Source organism: Conexibacter sp. CPCC 205762 (genome assembly GCF_030646155.1).
Taxonomy (GTDB): domain Bacteria; phylum Actinomycetota; class Thermoleophilia; order Solirubrobacterales; family Solirubrobacteraceae; genus Conexibacter.
Window position 1 is genome coordinate 26,526 of the sequence record NZ_JAUTDN010000008.1, and the last position, 15,230, is coordinate 41,755.

General features: G+C 72.7%; 17 protein-coding genes. 10 read left to right on the forward strand and 7 right to left on the reverse strand.

The annotated features are described in order from the left end of the window. Window positions 1–85 precede the first annotated feature (85 nt). The 9 genes from Q7L73_RS09555 (at window position 86) to Q7L73_RS09595 (ending at window position 5,806) form a co-directional block, all read left to right on the forward strand. Window positions 86–322 carry a hypothetical protein gene (locus Q7L73_RS09555; protein WP_304689425.1) on the forward strand — a complete coding sequence of 79 codons (237 nt, stop codon included), beginning with the start codon at window positions 86–88 and terminating at the stop codon, window positions 320–322. Next, window positions 319–528: a hypothetical protein gene (locus Q7L73_RS09560; protein WP_304689423.1), complete on the forward strand. Its 210-nt coding sequence runs from the start codon at window positions 319–321 to the stop codon at window positions 526–528. The genes Q7L73_RS09555 and Q7L73_RS09560 overlap by 4 nt, the downstream gene beginning before the upstream one ends. Continuing rightward, window positions 525–845 (forward strand): hypothetical protein, encoded by a 321-nt coding sequence (locus tag Q7L73_RS09565; RefSeq protein ID WP_304689421.1) that lies wholly within the window; start codon window positions 525–527, stop codon window positions 843–845. The genes Q7L73_RS09560 and Q7L73_RS09565 overlap by 4 nt, the downstream gene beginning before the upstream one ends. A gap of 85 nt (window positions 846–930) precedes the next feature. After that, a complete protein-coding gene (locus Q7L73_RS09570; RefSeq protein ID WP_304689419.1) occupies window positions 931–1,710 on the forward strand; it encodes a tyrosine-protein phosphatase in 780 nt (259 codons plus the stop codon). A 101-nt stretch (window positions 1,711–1,811) separates the two neighbouring features. Then, on the forward strand, window positions 1,812–2,639 hold the full coding sequence (locus Q7L73_RS09575; RefSeq protein ID WP_304689417.1) for a HugZ family protein: 828 nt from the start codon (window positions 1,812–1,814) through the stop codon (window positions 2,637–2,639). 133 nt (window positions 2,640–2,772) lie between these two features. After that, window positions 2,773–3,069: an antibiotic biosynthesis monooxygenase gene (locus Q7L73_RS09580; protein ID WP_304689415.1), complete on the forward strand. Its 297-nt coding sequence runs from the start codon at window positions 2,773–2,775 to the stop codon at window positions 3,067–3,069. Beyond that, window positions 3,066–3,932 carry an ABC transporter substrate-binding protein gene (locus Q7L73_RS09585; RefSeq protein WP_304689413.1) on the forward strand — a complete coding sequence of 289 codons (867 nt, stop codon included), beginning with the start codon at window positions 3,066–3,068 and terminating at the stop codon, window positions 3,930–3,932. Before Q7L73_RS09580 ends, Q7L73_RS09585 begins: the two co-directional genes overlap by 4 nt. A gap of 33 nt (window positions 3,933–3,965) precedes the next feature. After that, window positions 3,966–4,952 carry an iron ABC transporter permease gene (locus Q7L73_RS09590; protein WP_304689411.1) on the forward strand — a complete coding sequence of 329 codons (987 nt, stop codon included), beginning with the start codon at window positions 3,966–3,968 and terminating at the stop codon, window positions 4,950–4,952. Beyond that, complete coding sequence (locus tag Q7L73_RS09595) at window positions 4,949–5,806, forward strand: ABC transporter ATP-binding protein (protein WP_304689409.1); 858 nt, start codon at window positions 4,949–4,951, stop codon at window positions 5,804–5,806. Before Q7L73_RS09590 ends, Q7L73_RS09595 begins: the two co-directional genes overlap by 4 nt. A gap of 9 nt (window positions 5,807–5,815) precedes the next feature. On the opposite strand, the gene Q7L73_RS09600 is transcribed toward Q7L73_RS09595, so the two are convergent. The 5 genes from Q7L73_RS09600 to Q7L73_RS09620 all read right to left on the reverse strand — a co-directional run bounded on the left by Q7L73_RS09600 (window position 5,816) and on the right by Q7L73_RS09620 (window position 12,649). After that, the gene (locus tag Q7L73_RS09600) at window positions 5,816–6,844 is read right to left on the reverse strand and encodes a hypothetical protein (RefSeq protein WP_304689407.1); all 1,029 of its coding nucleotides are present in this window, start codon (window positions 6,842–6,844) and stop codon (window positions 5,816–5,818) included. Window positions 6,845–6,977: 133 nt separating this feature from the next. Continuing rightward, on the reverse strand, window positions 6,978–9,449 hold the full coding sequence (locus Q7L73_RS09605; protein ID WP_304715534.1) for a hypothetical protein: 2,472 nt from the start codon (window positions 9,447–9,449) through the stop codon (window positions 6,978–6,980). A 127-nt stretch (window positions 9,450–9,576) separates the two neighbouring features. Then, complete coding sequence (locus tag Q7L73_RS09610) at window positions 9,577–10,860, reverse strand: HtaA domain-containing protein (protein ID WP_304689403.1); 1,284 nt, start codon at window positions 10,858–10,860, stop codon at window positions 9,577–9,579. Window positions 10,861–10,909: 49 nt separating this feature from the next. Further along, the gene (locus tag Q7L73_RS09615) at window positions 10,910–11,245 is read right to left on the reverse strand and encodes an STAS domain-containing protein (RefSeq protein WP_304689401.1); all 336 of its coding nucleotides are present in this window, start codon (window positions 11,243–11,245) and stop codon (window positions 10,910–10,912) included. 15 nt (window positions 11,246–11,260) lie between these two features. Beyond that, window positions 11,261–12,649: an NAD(P)/FAD-dependent oxidoreductase gene (locus Q7L73_RS09620; protein WP_304689399.1), complete on the reverse strand. Its 1,389-nt coding sequence runs from the start codon at window positions 12,647–12,649 to the stop codon at window positions 11,261–11,263. Between the two features lie 129 nt (window positions 12,650–12,778). Here Q7L73_RS09620 and Q7L73_RS09625 point away from each other — a divergent pair, with 129 nt between their 5' ends. Next, complete coding sequence (locus Q7L73_RS09625) at window positions 12,779–13,603, forward strand: SigB/SigF/SigG family RNA polymerase sigma factor (protein WP_304689397.1); 825 nt, start codon at window positions 12,779–12,781, stop codon at window positions 13,601–13,603. Window positions 13,604–13,637: 34 nt separating this feature from the next. On the opposite strand, the gene Q7L73_RS09630 is transcribed toward Q7L73_RS09625, so the two are convergent. Then, window positions 13,638–14,783: a Vms1/Ankzf1 family peptidyl-tRNA hydrolase gene (locus Q7L73_RS09630; protein WP_304689395.1), complete on the reverse strand. Its 1,146-nt coding sequence runs from the start codon at window positions 14,781–14,783 to the stop codon at window positions 13,638–13,640. A 107-nt stretch (window positions 14,784–14,890) separates the two neighbouring features. Next, complete coding sequence (locus tag Q7L73_RS09635) at window positions 14,891–15,175, reverse strand: helix-turn-helix domain-containing protein (RefSeq protein WP_304689392.1); 285 nt, start codon at window positions 15,173–15,175, stop codon at window positions 14,891–14,893. Window positions 15,176–15,230 lie beyond the last annotated feature (55 nt).

Here is a 15,230-nt window from a genome sequence, read left to right on the forward strand (position 1 = left end):
CGCAAACCGCTGCACGCGGCTCGTTTCGCGCTCTCCTGGGCGGGAACGGTGATGAGGCGACCACCGACGACGAGAGGACGCCCGCATGCCCGTCGCACCTGCCATGCCGGCGCTGGAGGTTCCGGAGCCGGCCCAGCCCGATCAGCCGCTGCCGGGCGATCCCGGACCGACCGTCCCGGACCCGGCGCCGCCGGAGCCGCCGGACGCACCGCCGGGGCCTGAGATCCCGCAGCCACAGCCGCCGGTCGAGCCCGATCCGCCGGCGCCCGACATCCCCAGCCCGGACCCGAAGGGCCCGGAGACCCGCCAGGAGCAGTCATGAGCGACGAGACCCCGAAGCAGTCCGACCAGTTGCCCGAGGAAGCGCCCGCCGAGCAGGTCCCCGACGACGTCGAGGGGGCCGACGAGGGCGCCGCCCGCGAGGAGGGCAGAAGGCTCGCCAGACAGGAGTCCCAGGACACGTCCGACCTGGGCTACCGTGACTCCGACGAGGCCAACGCGTACGAGCGACACGGAGCTGGCAGATGAGCGAAGAACCGCGCTGGGAAGAGGACGAGGTCGAGGCGGCCGCCGCCGAGGCGCGCGCGATCGGCGGCGTCGCCGGTGACGAGGGGCTCGACCCGGCCGATCGTCCGCTCGTCGAGGCCGGCGAGGGCGAGGCCGAGGGCTTCGAGCTGGCCGAGGAGGAGCTGGTCGAGCACGCGACCCACGGCGATCAGCAGTCGGCGCATGCGATCCTGCGCGATCAGGGCGCCGACGAGGACCCGCGCGCGGCCGACCAGACCGACGCCGAAGCCGACGAGGAGCGCTCCAGCGAGCGCGAGGATTCCGACTACGATCGCTGAAGTGCCAGAACCTTGACCGTGAAACTTCGGTGAAGGTTCACATTTGCAGCACTTTTGATATTGCGGGCGAGCCTAGGCTCGCCCCATGTCGTACGTCGACCTCCATTGTCATCTGCTGCCCGGCCTCGACGACGGCGCGGCTACCGCTGACGACATGCTGCGGCATGCGCGGCGGCTGCACGCCGAGGGCGTGCGCGACGTCGCCTGTACTCCGCACGTCAAGCGCGACGAGTTCCCGGGCGTGCCGATCCGCGAGCTGCAAGAGCGCGTCAGACGCGCCCAGCGGGCGATCTCCGACGCGGGCCTCGGCGTCCGCCTGCACCTCGGCGCCGAGCTCGCCCACCCGGACGCGCTGCTGCTGCCGGAGACGGATCTGGAGCGGATCTCGCAGGGTCCGAGCGGCCGTCGCTGGCTGCTGCTGGAGTGCCCCTTCGACGGTCTCGACGACGACTTCGCGCTCGCCTTCCGCCGCCTCCAGGGGCTCGGCTACGGCCTCCTGCTGGCGCACCCCGAGCGCTCCGCCGGCCTGCTGAGCGGCGACGGTCTCGGCCGCCTGCGCCCGTTGCTGGCGCAGGGCGCGCTGCTGCAGGTGAACGTCTGCTCGCTGCTGGGCAACCACGGCCTCGACGTGCAGGACGCCGCCGTGCGGCTCGTGCGCGAGGGGCTCGCCTACTGCCTCGCCTCCGACGGCCACCCGGGCTCGCGCGAGCAGACGCTCCAGCTCGGCTTCCACCTGCTGCTGCGCGCCGGCGCGTCGAGCACGCAGGCCTACCGCCTCACGCAGGCGAACCCGCGGCTGCTGCTGCGCGACGGCGTCCGCCGTCCGCTGGTGGAGCTCGAGCGGGCGCTCGCGGCGGCCGCCTGAGCGGCCCCGCGAGGAGGCTGCGGGCGCGCCAGGGGACGCGCCCGCGCGGGAGCGCGTCGCGCGCGAGCGGACGTACGGCGCTTAGGGTAACCTAACGCCCCATGTCAACTCTGCGTGCGCCGAATCCCGATCACCAGGTCCCTGAAGGATTCCAGTACTTCCCGCCCCCGCTGGAGCCCGCCGAGCCCGGCGAGCGCCGGACGCCGGCCGAGGAAGCGCGCACGCTGCTGGCTCACTCGGTCGTCGGGACGCTCGGCTCGCTGAGCGAGGACGGCACGCCGTGGGCCTCGATGGTCGTCTTCGGCACGCTCGCCGACGGCGCGCCGGTGCTGTACGTCTCGACGCTCGCCGAGCATGGCCGCAACCTCGAGCGCGACCAGCGCGGCAGCCTGTCGGTCGCCGCCCCGGTCGGCGACGCCCCGGATCCGCTCCAGGTCGGCCGCGTCACGCTCGCGGGCGTCTGGGAGAAGCCGACCGGCGAGCGCGAGGAGCAGGCCCGCGAGGCCGCCTATGCCGCGATGCCGTACGGCAGAACGTACGCCAAGCTCGGCGACTTCTCGCTGTGGGTCCTGAACGTCCAGCGCGTCCGCTGGGTCGGCGGCTACGGGATCATGGGCTCCGACGACGCGGCCGCGTACAAGACCGCCGAGATCGACCCGACCGCGCCGAACGCCGCGCACGCGATCGAGCACCTCAACGAGGACCACGCCGACGCGCTGCTGCAGATCGCGCAGAAGCTGGCCGGCTACCCGGACGCGACCGCCGCGACGACGACCTCGATCGACCGCTACGGCATGGACCTCTCGATCGACACGCCGCGCGGCAAGGCGCCGGCGCGCGTCGGCTTCGCGGAGCGCGCCACGGAGGCCGACGGCCTGCGGATGGCGACCGTCGAGCTGGCCAAGCGCGCTCGCCAGGCCGACGCCTGAGCGCACCTACGGGAACCCAGGCGGCGGCGCAACTTCTCCCGCCGCCTTCGGTTACCCTAATTAGGCCTGCCTAAACGCCGGCCGACGACTGAAAGACAGCGAAGAGCCGAGAGGAAGCCACATGATCGTGGTCATGAACGTGGTCAGCGCCGCAGAAGGCAAGGCGGCGGAGTTCGAAGAGGCGTTCCGCACGCGCGAGAGTCATCTCGCCGAGGTCGACGGCTTCCTCGGTTTCGAGCTGCTGCGCCGCGAGGGTGAGAACGAATATCTCGTCTCCAGCCGCTGGGAGAGCCGCGAGGCGTTCCACGCCTGGCTCAGAAGCGACGCCTTCCGCAAGGCGCACTCGGGCGACGCCGGCAGCAGAGGCCAGCTGTCGCACGGCAACGAGGTCCGCTCCTACGAGGTGCTGCTGACGGAGGCGCCCGCATGAGCCGCCGCATCGCCGCCGCGCTGCTGGCCGCCCTGCTGCTCGCGCTCGGGCTCTCCAGCGCCGCGCAGGCCGCCTCGCCGAAGATCGTCGCGCTGACGCCGTTCACGGCCAACACGATCTCCCTGCTCGGGATCAAGCCGATCGCGATCGGCGAGACGCTCGGCGGCAACGAGAAGTTCAACAGAGGGCTGAAGGGCGTCGACCGTCTCACGCTCGCCCATCCCAACGGCGCGAACCCCGAGGAGCTGGCCGTCAAGCAGCCCGACCTCGTGCTGTCGGCGCCGATCTGGCGCAAGGGCAACGACCGCCTCAAGTCGCTCGGCATCAAGGTCGTCGAGAGCGACCCGCAGAGCGTCGACGACGTGATGCGGCAGACCGAGTCGATCGGCCAGCTGGTCGGCAAGCGCGCCGCCGCCAAGAGACTGGCGGACACCCAGCGCGCCCGCCTCAAGGTCGCCAAGAGCCGCGCCAGAAGACATCCGACCGTGCTGCTCGTGCTCGGCCTCGGCCGCAGCGTGCAGGCGTTCATGCCGAACTCGTGGGGCGGCGACGTGATCACGCAGTCCGGCGGCCGGCTGCTGACGAAGGGCCTGGAGAGCGCGACCGAGCAGGGCTTCGCGAAGCTCTCCGACGAGGTCATCATCCAGCGCAACCCCGACATCATCATCGCGGTGCCGCACGGCCCGGTCAGCAACATCCCGCGGATCGCCGAGGACCTGCGCAACAACGCCGCCTGGAAGAACACCAAGGCGGCGAAGACGAGACGGATCTTCGTCTCGACCGACAACTCGCTGCTGCAGGCGATGCCGCAGGCCGCGTCGGTGATCGCCGCGGTGCAGACGAAGTACCTGAGAAACCGGTAGCAACCGGCTTCGCGCAGCAGAGATGACGACCCGGTGAGCCTCCGACAGATCCTGGTCGCCCTCTTCGCGGTGGTGGCGCTCGTCGCCGCCGCGATCGGGTCGATCGCCTTCGGCGCGGTCCACGTCCCGATCTCGGACGTGATCGACGCGCTCACCGGGCAGGGCAAGGACGGCCCGCTGAAGCAGATCATCCTCGACCTGCGCCTGCCGCGGATGGTCGAGGCGATCCTCGTCGGCGCCGCGCTCGGCGTCGCCGGCACGCTGCTGCAGGGCGCGCTCGCCAACCCGCTCGCCTCGCCCGACGTGATGGGCGTCACCGGCGGCGCCTCGTTCGGCGCGATCCTGATCCTGATCGTCTTCCCGGCGCAGATCGCGCTGCTGCCGATCGGCGCGCTCGTCTGCGGCATGCTCGCCGCCGGGCTCGTCTTCGTGATCGGCGCGACCGGCACCGGCGGCGGCAGCGCCGCCCGCCTGATCCTCGCCGGGATCGCGATGACGGCCGCCTTCCAGGCCGGCACGACCTCGCTGATGGCCTCGTTCCCGGACCGCGTCCCCGGCGCGATCTTCTGGCTCGCCGGCGGCCTCACGACGGCCGGCTGGGAGAACGTCAAGGTGACGTGGCCGTACCTCGCGCTCGGCTTCTTCCTCGCGATCATGCTGGCGCGGCCGCTGGACCGCCTCTCGCTCGGCGACGACGTCGCCGCCTCGCTCGGCTCGCGGCCGCGCGCGATTCGCCTCACCGCCGCGATCGCCGCCGCGATGCTGGCCGCCTGCGCCGCCGCGATCGCCGGCCTCGTGACCTTCCTCGGCCTCTTCATCCCGCACGTCGTGCGGATGGCGTCGGGCACCTCCAGCAACGCCTACATCGTGCCGGTCTCGGCGCTCGCGGGCGCGGCGCTGATGCTCGTCGGCGACACGCTCGCGCGCGTCGTCGCGGCGCCGATCGAGCTGCCGGTCGGCCCGCTGATGGTGCTGCTCGGCGTGCCGCTGTTCCTCTACCTGCTGCGGAGACAGACATGAGCCCGCTGGCGCATCGCACTCCGCCCGCGTTCGACGCCTCCGCGCCGCTGCTGGAGGCGCGTGACGTGACCGTCTCGCTCGGCGGCAGACAGATCCTGCACGGCGCCGACATGACCGTCGAGGCCGGCTCGCTGGTCGCGATCGTCGGCCCCAACGGCGCCGGCAAGTCGACCTTCGCGCGGACCGTCTCGGGGCTGCTGAAGCCGGACAGCGGCTCGGTCAGATGGAGCGGCGTCGAGATCGGCGCGCTGCGCGGCCGCACGCTCGCGCAGCTGCGCGCGTTCGTGCCGCAGCGGGCGCGCGTGCCTGACGGCGTCTCCGTCCGCGAGGCCGTCCGCATCGGCCGCTCGCCGCACGTCAAGCCGCTCGGCCGCCTGCTCAGATCAGACCACGACGCGGTCGACCGCGCGATGGCGCGCGCGGGCGTCGAGCAGTTCGCCGACCGCGCGCTGACGACGCTCTCCGGCGGCGAGCTGCAGCGGGTTCAGATCGCGGTCGGGCTCGCGCAGGAGGCGCCCGTGCTGATGGCCGACGAGCCGACCTCGCACCTCGACCTCGGCGCGACCGCGACGCTCGCGAAGCTGCTGCGCGGCCTGACCGCCGACGGCCTCGCCGTCGTGCTGGTCGTCCACGACCTGTCGCTGGCGGCCGCGGTCGCCGACACGGTCGTCGTGATCGCCGGCGGCCGCTCGGTCGCCAGCGGCCCGCCGTCGGAGGTGTTCGTGCGCGAGCGGCTGCACGAGGTCTGGCACGTCGACGCCGCGCTCGAGCAGCGCACCGACGGCCACACGGCCCTCCACGTCGCGTGGCTGGGCATGTCGGAGCCCGACTCGGGCTTCCACACCGACGCCTGAGCGGTTCGCTCAGACGTCGCCGCCCTGCGCGCCGGCGACGGCCGAGTCAGCAGGGTCCAGCAGCGTCTGCTTGCGCGCCTTGTTGCCCTTGATCTCTCTGCCGGTCGGCCCGATCAGGTCGGTGGCCGCCTTCGAGGCGAGCGTGCCGGCGAACGTCTGCGCCGACAGCTGCCAGAGGCTCGCGACGCTGACGTCGAAGACCGGGTCGGCGGCGTAGAGCGTCAGGTAGGAGTAGACGGCCGCCGCGACGCCGCCGCCGATCATCACCCAGAAGCGGAAGTTGAGCACGTAGGTCCAGTCGACCTCGATCGGGCCCCAGCGCCGGTCGGCGCCGATCCGCACGAAGATGCCCGCGACGAGGCCCAGCAGCGCGGCCAGCACGGCGGGCACGGGGCTCGTGTCGCGCGCGCTGATCGTGAGGCCGAGCGGCACGGGCGCGGCCGCGCCGGCCAGCACCATCAGCCCGCCGCTGTAGGTGCCGGCGTCGATCGCGGTCGGCTGGCGCGGGTCGTAGCAGACGACCACCTGCACGAGCGCGGGGTCGGTCGCGAGCGGCTCGACCCAGGTGACGAGCTGGCGCTGGCCGATCGGCATCGTGCGCTCGCCGTCGGCGGTCAGGAAGTCGTTCACGGCGATCGCTCTGACGGCGCCGGCGCGGACCGACACGAGCCGGAACGCCTGCCGCCGCACGACGACGCCGCGGTCGGAGCCGAGCGCGACTCTCATCGTCACCGGCCCGGTCGCAGGCCGCCCCTGCGCGCCGATCGCGACGATCGCCGGCGTCGTTCTGGCTCTGGCTCTCGCCCCGGCTCTGCGTTTGGCCTGGACGCTCGTTCTGCGTCTGGCACGGACGCTCGTTCCGCGTCTGACGACGGCTCTCGTCTGCCCGCCCAGCGCGCTCGCGGGCACGGCGCAGCGGCTGGCGGAGGAGCTGGCGGCCCGCGCCTGCGCGTCGTCTCCGCCGCCCACGACGAGCGCCGCGACGCTGCACCCGAGCGCGAGCGCCGACGACAGCCCGAGCGCGCGGAGCGTCCTCATCGCCCCAATATAAGGAGCCTCATGGGCGGGAGCGCCGGTCCAACGCAGAACGCCGGCGGGCGCGAGCCCACCGGCGTTCGAAGCCGCGATGCGACGGGCCGCCGCGCGGAGCGGCGGCCGTTGCGCGTGGCGTCTACTTCTTGGCGGCCTTCGTGGCGGCGCCCTTCAGCGTCGCCTTCGACGTGATCGTCGTCGTCTTGCCGCCGGCGGTGACCTTGACCTTGACGGTCACCTTCAGCGAGCGGCCCTTGAGCGCCGCGATCGCCTTCTTCGACAGCTTCAGCTTGACGGCGGCCTTCTTGCCGGCCGCGACCTTCTTCGGCACGACGACCGAGGCGGCGTAGCGCTTCTTGCCGATCTTGATCGTCAGCTTGACCGGCGCGAGCGTCGCGGCCTGCGAGCCGACCGCGATCGTGCCGACGGTCGCGGTGCCGTTCTTGGCGATCGTCACGGCTCTCTTGACGCTCGTGCCCTTCGGCGTGACGACGGTCGGCGTCGGCGTCGGGTCTCTTCTGTCGACCGGCGGCGCGGGCGTGACCGGCGTCTCGTCTCTTCTCTCGACCGGGGGCGGGATCACGGCCGCGGCGAACGCCAGCGGCGTGTTCGTGTAGAGCGCCTCCGGCGTCGGGATCGTGTGCTGTCTCCAGCTGGAGATCGCGCACTGCGTGACGCGGCAGTCGACGGTGACGCCGTCCTCGGTGACGAACGTCGGCGTGACGGCGATCGTCGTCGTGAACGTGCCGTCGGCGTTGAGCGTCTCGGCCGGCGTCGGGCCGCCGCTGCGGACCCAGTGGAAGGTCGACTGGTCGCCGTAGAGGACTCTGCCGTCGACGGTCGCGGTCAGGCCGACGTAGGTGCCGCCGGTGTAGTTCTGGCCGTTGATCGTGACGGTCGTCGCGCCGTCGCGGTTGAGCTCGGTCGCCGGCGAGACCTGCACCGACGGCGGGATCACGACGGCGGCGAACGTGACCGGCGTGCTCGTGTAGAGCGAGGCGGTCGTCGGGTTGGAGTGCTGCGGCCAGGTCGCGATCGCGCAGGCGGTCACGCGGCAGTCGACGACGGTGCCGTCGCCGGTTCTGAAGGTCGGGCTGACGGGCAGCGTCGTCGTGAAGCTGCCGTCGCCGGCCAGCGTCGTCTCCGGCGTCGGGCCGCCGGCGCGGATCCAGCGGAAGTCCGACTGGCCGGCGCCGAAAAGCACGGTGCCGTTGACCGTCGCGGAGAGGCCGGCGTAGACGCCGCCGGCGAAGTTCGTGCCTCTGACCGTCACCGTCGTGGTGGCGTCGCGGTCGAGGCCGCTCGTCGGCGTCGCGCTGACGGCCGGCGGGATCACCTCGGCGGCGAACGTGACCGGCGTGCTCGTGTAGAGCGAGGCGGTCGTCGGGTTCGAGTGCTGCGGCCAGGTGATGATCGCGCACTGCGTGACGCGGCAGTCGACGACGGTGCCGTCGCCGGTTCTGAAGGTCGGGCTGACCGGGAGCGTCGTCGTGAAGCTGCCGTCGCCGGCCAGCGTCGTCTCCGGCGTCGGGCCGCCGGCGCGGATCCAGCGGAAGTCCGACTGGCCGGCGCCGAAAAGCACGGTGCCGTTGACCGTCGCGGAGAGGCCGGCGTAGACGCCGCCGGCGAAGTTCGTGCCTCTGACCGTCACCGTCGTGGTGGCGTCGCGGTCGAGGCCGCTCGTCGGCGTCGCGCTGACGGCCGGCGGGATCACCTCAGCCGCGAACGCGACCGGCGAGGCGGTGTCGAAGCTGCGGTTGGCGTTGCCCTGCGCGGCGAACGTGATGACGCCGCACGTGATTCTGCGGCAGTCGTACGTGGTGCCGTCGCCGTCGGTGTAGGTCGGCGACGCGGTCAGCGTCGTTCTCCACGTGCCGTCGGGGTTGAGGACCTCGCCGCTGGCGCTGGGGGTCGCGTTGGGGCGGACCCACTTGACCGAGCCGAACGCTCTCGAGGACTGCGTCCAGTAGGAGGAGGTGATCGGGCCGTAGGCGGCGTAGAAGCCGATGCCGTTGGCCGTGTTCGGGTCGAAGCCGCTGCCGGCGACCGTGACGGTGGTCGGCGTGTCGCGGTCGAGGCCGACGCTCGGCGTGACCGTGACCGCGGGCGTGCCGGGGGAGGCGAGCGCGAACAGGATCGGTCTCAGCGCGAGCAGGTTCGTCGCGTCCGGGTTCGCGTGGGCTCTCCAGGTGCGCAGCACGCACTGCACGACGGCGCAGTCGATCTCGGTCGCGCCGCTGGTGAATCTGCGGCTGGCGGCGACCGTCGTCGAGAAGGTGCCGTCGGCGTTGAGCAGCGTGTCGGCGGTCGGGCCGCTGGCGCGGATGTACTTCGCGTTCGCGTTGTCGGCGTAGACGCTGCCGTCGACGGTCGCGGTGACGCCGGCGTAGAGGCCGGTCGCCTGCACGACGGCGTCGCTCGTGAAGCCGGTGCCGTTGACCGTCAGCGAGTTCGCGGACGCGAGGTCGAGGCCGGTCGTGGGGGCGACGGTGATCGCCGGGGCGGCGAAGGCGCCGGCGGCGGTGACCGCCAGCGTGCCGGCCGCAAGCGCCAGCGCAGCGCTCGCGCGGCGGGCAGCGCGCGGAGCGGGGAATCGGGGATTGATGCGCATCCGCGCGGGTCCTCCTGGGGGGTTCTGAACGTGCCGGCCTGTAAGGGTAACCTAATTAGGATCGCCTAACAGAAGAGGCCCCGTCTTGCGACGAGGCCTCCAGGCGTTTCACGGGGTATTCGGCGGTTCAGCCGGTGGTCGTGATCGCGAGGTCACGGACCGAGCCCCAGGGATCGTTCTCGTAGTACATGTTGCTGAAGAGCGAGGCGCCGTCGGTGGTGATTCTCGCCGCCAGCGGGGCGAAGCTGTAGAGCGGGGCGGCCGCCGTCGGCGTGACGCTCGTCAGCTTCAGCACGCTGACGCGCTTGGCCGCGAAGTTCGAGCAGGCCGCGCCCGAGACCTCGAAGACGAGCCGCGAGTTGGCGCCGTTGAGCTCGACCTCGGGGTTCTTGAACGTCAGGTCGATGCCGTGCGCGTCCCACAGGTAGCGGACCGTGCCGGTGTAGTACAGGACGCCGGTGTTGCTGCTCGGGGCGTACCAGCTGCGCGAGGCGTCGAAGGCGAAGTCGACGCCGTAGGACAGTCTCACGCTTCTGCTCGGGTCTCTGTAGCTCTCGGTCGGCTCCGGATAGGTCTCGACCGGTCCGGCGACCGCGCCGTCGCTGACGAGGATTCTCGCCGTGCTGATGTAGCGGACCCAGCTGTCGCGGGCGTACCAGTGCATCGGCGCGCTGGCGACGTTGAGCGCGTCGGCTGCGCGCGCGAGCGGCGCGCTCGCCGCCGGCACGTTGCCGGTGCTGAAGCCCTCGCACTGTCTCGGGGTCGTCGGCGTCGTCGGCGTGCCGCCCGGGGTCGGCGTCGTCGTGCCGCCGCCGCCCGGCGTGGTCGTGCCGCCGCCGTTGTTGTTGCCGCCGGTCGTGCCACCGCCGAGCTTCGCCGTCACCTTGGCGGTGCCGAAGCTGCCGGCCGCGAGCCGTCTGAGCGCCAGGCGGGTGCGCAGCGCCTTCGCGCCGGCGGCCGTCAGGCGGGCGCTGCCGCCGGCCAGCGAGGCGGCCTTCGTCGCCTTGTTGACGGCGATCCGCTTCTTCGGCGCGGTGATCGTGAAGAAGGTGACGCGGCGGCTGCCGAGCTTGGCGGAGACCTGCGAGCCCGTCGTCGCCACGCGCGTCTGCCAGCTCGTCAGCGTGACCGACCGCTTGCCGGCCTTGAGCGTCACGCTGCCGCCGTTGCGGAGCGTCGCGCCGCTGGCGACCGAGCCGCCGGAGACCGGCAGGTAGAGCGAGCGGGCGCTCGCCTTCGCCGGCTTCTTGGCGGAGAGCTTGACCTGGCCGGTGAGCGCCGTCGCGGCGGAGCCCTTCAGCTGGATCGTGGTCGCGCCGCTGGCGGCCTGCGCAGCGGCAGGCAGCGCCACGGCGGGCAGCGCGGCGAGCGCGACGACAGCGCCGAGCGCACGCGGACGAGAGAGGATCATGCCGTTAGGGTACCCTAACTTCGCTGCGGGCGCCTGCGCCGAGTGCGCGTCAGGCCTGCGCGACGGTCGGCTCGTCGACCATGTCGAGCCGCTCGTCCAGCCGCGTCATGCGGAAGATCCGCTGGACCGCCTCAGGCCCGCGGACGACGACCAGGCGGCGCGACTGCTCGCGCGCGCGGGCATCCGCCGCGACGACGATCCGCAGGCCGGTCGAGTCCATGAAGGCGAGCTTGCGCAGGTCCAGCTCCAGCGTCCCCGGAGCCTCGCGCTCGATCCGCGTCAGCTCGCGCTCGACCTGGCCGGCGCTGGCGATGTCCAGCTCGCCCGCGAGGGAGAGGCGGATCGTCGACCCTTCGGCCTCGGTGGTGAGTTCCAGCAACGTCATCTGACCGTGCCCACCTTAGCGGCTCTCCGCCCAGTCAGCCAGCTCGATCCAGACCTCGCTGCGGGTCGGGAACGGCGCCGCGACCTGCGCGATCCGCTCGACCGGCACCTCGCCGACGACGGCGATCGAGGCGGCGTGGACGAACTCGGAGACCTCGGCGCCGACGAAGGTCGCGCCGAGCAGCACGCGACGCGCGCGGTCGACGACGAAGCGCGCGTGCTGCTCCTGGCCCTTGCCGTGGAAGCTGGCGGCGGCCGTCTTGTCGATGCGCGCATCGACCAGCTCGACGTCGAGCCCCGCTCTCGCCGCCGTCTCGGCGGTGTGGCCGACGGCCGCGACCTGCGGGTCGGTGAAGATCACGCGCGGGGGCGGGCCGATCGAGTGCAGCGCCGACGGGCGCTCGTCGCCGGCGACCTGCGCGGCGACGACGCGCGCCTGCAGCTTGCCCTGGTGGGTCAGCAGCTCGCGGCCGTTGCAGTCGCCGATCGCGAACAGCCACGGCTTGCCGGGGACCCGCAGCGTGTCGTCGACATCGATCGTCTTGCCCGGCTCCAGCCCGACGCTCTCCAGCCCCAGCGCGTCGGTGCGCGGCTCGCGCCCGGTCGCGACGACCAGCACCTCGGCGCGCAGCTCCTCGCCGCTCTCCAGCGTCAGCACCGAGACCGCGTCGGCGGGCTCGCGGCGGGCGGCGGCCGCTCTGGCGCCGAGCCGTACGTCGACGCCGCGTCTGCGCAGCGCGTCGGCGACCTGCTCGGAGGCCAGCTGCTCCTCCTGCGCGATCAGCCGCTCGCCGGCCTCGACCAGCGTCACCTGCGTGCCGTAGCCGGCCCATGCCTGCGCCATCTCGACGCCGACGACGCCGCCGCCGAGGATCAGCAGCCGCGGCGGCACCTGGCGCGCGGTCGTGATCTCGCGGTTGGTCCACGGCTCCAGCTCGCGCAGGCCCGGGACCGGCGGGATCGCGGCGCGGCTGCCGACCGCCAGCACGACCGCTCTGGTCGCCTCCAGCAGCTGCTCGCCGCCGTCGCTGGTCGCGACGCGCACGCGCCGCTCGCCGTCGAGGCGGGCGCTGCCGCGAAACAGCGCGATCCCCTTCTTCTCGACCCACGGCAGCTGGACCGAGTCGTCCAGCTCGTGGATCACCTCGTCGCGGCGGCGCAGCGCGGGGATCGTCTCGACGCCCGCGTCCTCGACGCCCTGCACGCGGCGCGTCTCGTCGGCCAGCTCGCCCGGACGCAGCAGCGCCTTCGACGGCATGCAGGCGTAGTAGGCGCATTCCCCGCCGACCAGCTCGCGCTCGACGAGCGCGGTCGCGAGGCCGCGGCCGGCGAGCTTGCCGGCGGCGACCTCTCCGGCCGGCCCGGCACCGATCACGATCGCGTCGAAGCTGCGGGCGGAGGTCATCGGGGAGCGCTGCCAATCGTGTTCACGCGCTGACCCTACCCGCGGTCAGAGGTGGGCAACCTGACATGCCGGGCGCCCCCAACGCACGTCGGCGGCTGCTCGGGCGGGCCCACGGGTAGGCCTCCGGACATGCCGACCAGAAGCCCGATCCGCCATCCGGCGGCGTCGCGGCGGCGGGGTGACGGCGGCGGTCAGCGTGGTGGCAGCGACCGGGTCCACGGGACCCGGCGGTTGCTGGAGCGCTACCACGTGCGAGGAGACGCGCGTGCGCGTGACGAGCTGATCGTCCGCTTTCTGCCGCTCGCACGCCAGCTGGCGCTGCGCTACTACCACGGCCGTGAGCCGCTCGACGACCTCGTGCAGGTCGCCTCGCTGGGGCTGGTGAAGGCCGTCGACCGCTTCGAGGTCCGTCGCACGACCGCGTTCGCGAGCTACGCGGTCCCGGTCATCCTCGGCGAGCTGCGGCGCTACTTCCGCGACAACGGCTGGGCGCTGCACCTGCCGCGCGGCCTGCAGGAGACGGTCTTGTCGGTCGACAAGACGGCGGCGCGGCTGCAGCACGAGCAGAGCCGCCCGCCGACGCCGGCGCAGATCGCCGAGGAGCTGGGCCTGTCGCTGGAGCAGGTGCTGGAGGCGATGGAGGCCGCGCAGGCGACCGACACCGTCTCGCTCGACGCGCCGCGCCAGACGAGCGACGGCGAACGCGACGCGCTCGTCGACGCGATCGGCCATGAGGACGGCCGCCTGGAGCTGGTCGAGTACCGCCAGGCGATCGCCGGCGCGCTCGACGCGCTGCCCGCGCGCGAGCGCGAGATCCTGCGGCTGCGCTTCGAGGAGGACCGCACGCAGAGCGAGATCGCCGAGGTGCTGGGCGTCTCGCAGATGCAGATCTCACGCCTGCTGCGGCGGACGGTCGAACGGCTCCGCACGGTCGCCGAGGCCTCCGAGCGCTGAGGCGGCCGCGCCGGCCGCGGCCGCCGGGCGCCGGTCAGAAGCGCAGCAGCGCGGCGATGCCGCCGTGCGGGCCCAGCTCGGGCCGGTCTCTGAGCGCGTGCACGTCGGCGCGCTGGACGATCGCGGCGGCGATCGCGTCCTCCAGCACATTGTCGCGCGGCTCGGCGTTCTCCTCGCCGCTGGGACAGTTGGTCGGGCCGACGCCGAGCCAGCCGGAGCTGGGGCAGGCGAAGCCGGGGGAGGCGAAGCCGGTCTCGTACAGCAGCGCCGCGACGCGCCGCTCGTTGAGCGCGTCGAGCACCGGGCCGAGGCCGGCGGCGGCGCGCGTGCCGTGGGCGAGGCCGGAGTCGAGCCGCTCCAGCAGGCCGGCGAGGTGGCGCTCGTCGGAGGCGGCGAACAGCGGCCGCGCCAGCTCGAGCGCCTGGTCGGGCGTGGCGCGCTCGACGTCGACGTCGAAGCGGCCGAGCGTGCGCTCGCGCAGGTAGGCGTGGGCGATCCGCTCGTACTCCGGCCACAGCTCGGCGGAGATGCCGACGGCGAGGCGGTCGAACGGCTCGCGGCGGAAGTGGTCCAGCAGCGCGGCGGCGGCGTGGTCGAGGTGCTTGCGGACCTCCTCCTCGATGCTGCGCTGGTAGTTGGCCTGCGAGTAGCCGCCCTTGTCGTGCTGGCTGGGGACGAGGTCGGCGAACGCCTCGACCTCCGTCAGCGTGCCGTCGGGCCCGTCGGCCAGCAGCCGCAGCGTGCGGCGGCTGATCAGCGCGATCGCACGGCGCGGCCGGCTGTGGCCGATCAGCGGGTCGAGCCAGGGCGTGTCGTTGACGACGACCTGGCCGGGGACGGCGTCGGGCAGGCGCAGCACCTCGAACAGCTCGGCCGGACCGGAGGCGAACAGCGCCAGCGCGTGCGCGCCCTTCGCCGAGAACTCGTCGCCGCGGAGGAAGTCACGGACACGGGCGACGTCGTCGTGCAGTGCGATCTTGGCGTCGTGGTCGAGCGTGGCGTGGCGCGCGTGGCGCTCCGCCGCGTCGACCAGCGACGAGATCTGCGCCGCGCGCGCCGGCTGCGTCCCGAACGAAGCCGGATCGAGGTCCATATAGACGCTGAGCACCTTGTGTCCGTTCGTCGGGTGCAGCGCAGCCAACCGGCGGAGCCGGTCGTGGTCGAGGTCGTTGACCTGCACGTCTTGTCCTCCTCGTGGTCACACCTGCTTCCCACGGGGGTACCTGCTGGGGGCGACGGAGAAACCCGCAATCAAGCGCCCGCCCGCGACATCCGCGGGCGGGGTGCTCAATCGGCTCTTCGTCTCCGCCGTCGGCGTCTCGGGGGCGGGTCACTCGATCGCTCCTCCCACAGCGCCATGATCTCGGACAGCTCGAAGCCGAGCCCGTCCGACAGCTTGATCAAGACACGGAAGGTAGGATTGATCTCACCGCGCTCGATCGCGCCGATGTAGTTGCGGTGCAAGCCGCTTCTGTAGCCGAGCATCTCCTGCGAGAGACCCCGCCGGGCACGAAGTTCGCGCACCGCCCGTCCAAGACGCTCGTGCTCGCTCGATTGGATGCCAGCGCTCATGGGTCAGAAACATTTCAGTCCCTGCCCCGCGGGTCTACAGCCCCGTCCGGGTCAA

What these genes read in the sequence shown, in the direction of transcription:
- Q7L73_RS09565 (WP_304689421.1), top strand. Translation starts at nt 525, where the DNA reads ATGAGCGAAGAACCGCGCTGGGAAGAGGACGAGGTCGAGGCGGCCGCC.
- Q7L73_RS09620 (WP_304689399.1), bottom strand. Translation starts at nt 12,649, where the DNA reads ATGACCTCCGCCCGCAGCTTCGACGCGATCGTGATCGGTGCCGGGCCG.
- Q7L73_RS09600 (WP_304689407.1), bottom strand. Translation starts at nt 6,844, where the DNA reads ATGAGGACGCTCCGCGCGCTCGGGCTGTCGTCGGCGCTCGCGCTCGGG.
- Q7L73_RS09575 (WP_304689417.1), top strand. Translation starts at nt 1,812, where the DNA reads ATGTCAACTCTGCGTGCGCCGAATCCCGATCACCAGGTCCCTGAAGGA.
- Q7L73_RS09610 (WP_304689403.1), bottom strand. Translation starts at nt 10,860, where the DNA reads ATGATCCTCTCTCGTCCGCGTGCGCTCGGCGCTGTCGTCGCGCTCGCC.
- Q7L73_RS09585 (WP_304689413.1), top strand. Translation starts at nt 3,066, where the DNA reads ATGAGCCGCCGCATCGCCGCCGCGCTGCTGGCCGCCCTGCTGCTCGCG.
- Q7L73_RS09560 (WP_304689423.1), top strand. Translation starts at nt 319, where the DNA reads ATGAGCGACGAGACCCCGAAGCAGTCCGACCAGTTGCCCGAGGAAGCG.
- Q7L73_RS09595 (WP_304689409.1), top strand. Translation starts at nt 4,949, where the DNA reads ATGAGCCCGCTGGCGCATCGCACTCCGCCCGCGTTCGACGCCTCCGCG.
- Q7L73_RS09570 (WP_304689419.1), top strand. Translation starts at nt 931, where the DNA reads ATGTCGTACGTCGACCTCCATTGTCATCTGCTGCCCGGCCTCGACGAC.
- Q7L73_RS09605 (WP_304715534.1), bottom strand. Translation starts at nt 9,449, where the DNA reads ATGCGCATCAATCCCCGATTCCCCGCTCCGCGCGCTGCCCGCCGCGCG.
- Q7L73_RS09580 (WP_304689415.1), top strand. Translation starts at nt 2,773, where the DNA reads ATGAACGTGGTCAGCGCCGCAGAAGGCAAGGCGGCGGAGTTCGAAGAG.
- Q7L73_RS09615 (WP_304689401.1), bottom strand. Translation starts at nt 11,245, where the DNA reads ATGACGTTGCTGGAACTCACCACCGAGGCCGAAGGGTCGACGATCCGC.
- Q7L73_RS09635 (WP_304689392.1), bottom strand. Translation starts at nt 15,175, where the DNA reads ATGAGCGCTGGCATCCAATCGAGCGAGCACGAGCGTCTTGGACGGGCG.
- Q7L73_RS09555 (WP_304689425.1), top strand. Translation starts at nt 86, where the DNA reads ATGCCCGTCGCACCTGCCATGCCGGCGCTGGAGGTTCCGGAGCCGGCC.
- Q7L73_RS09625 (WP_304689397.1), top strand. Translation starts at nt 12,779, where the DNA reads ATGCCGACCAGAAGCCCGATCCGCCATCCGGCGGCGTCGCGGCGGCGG.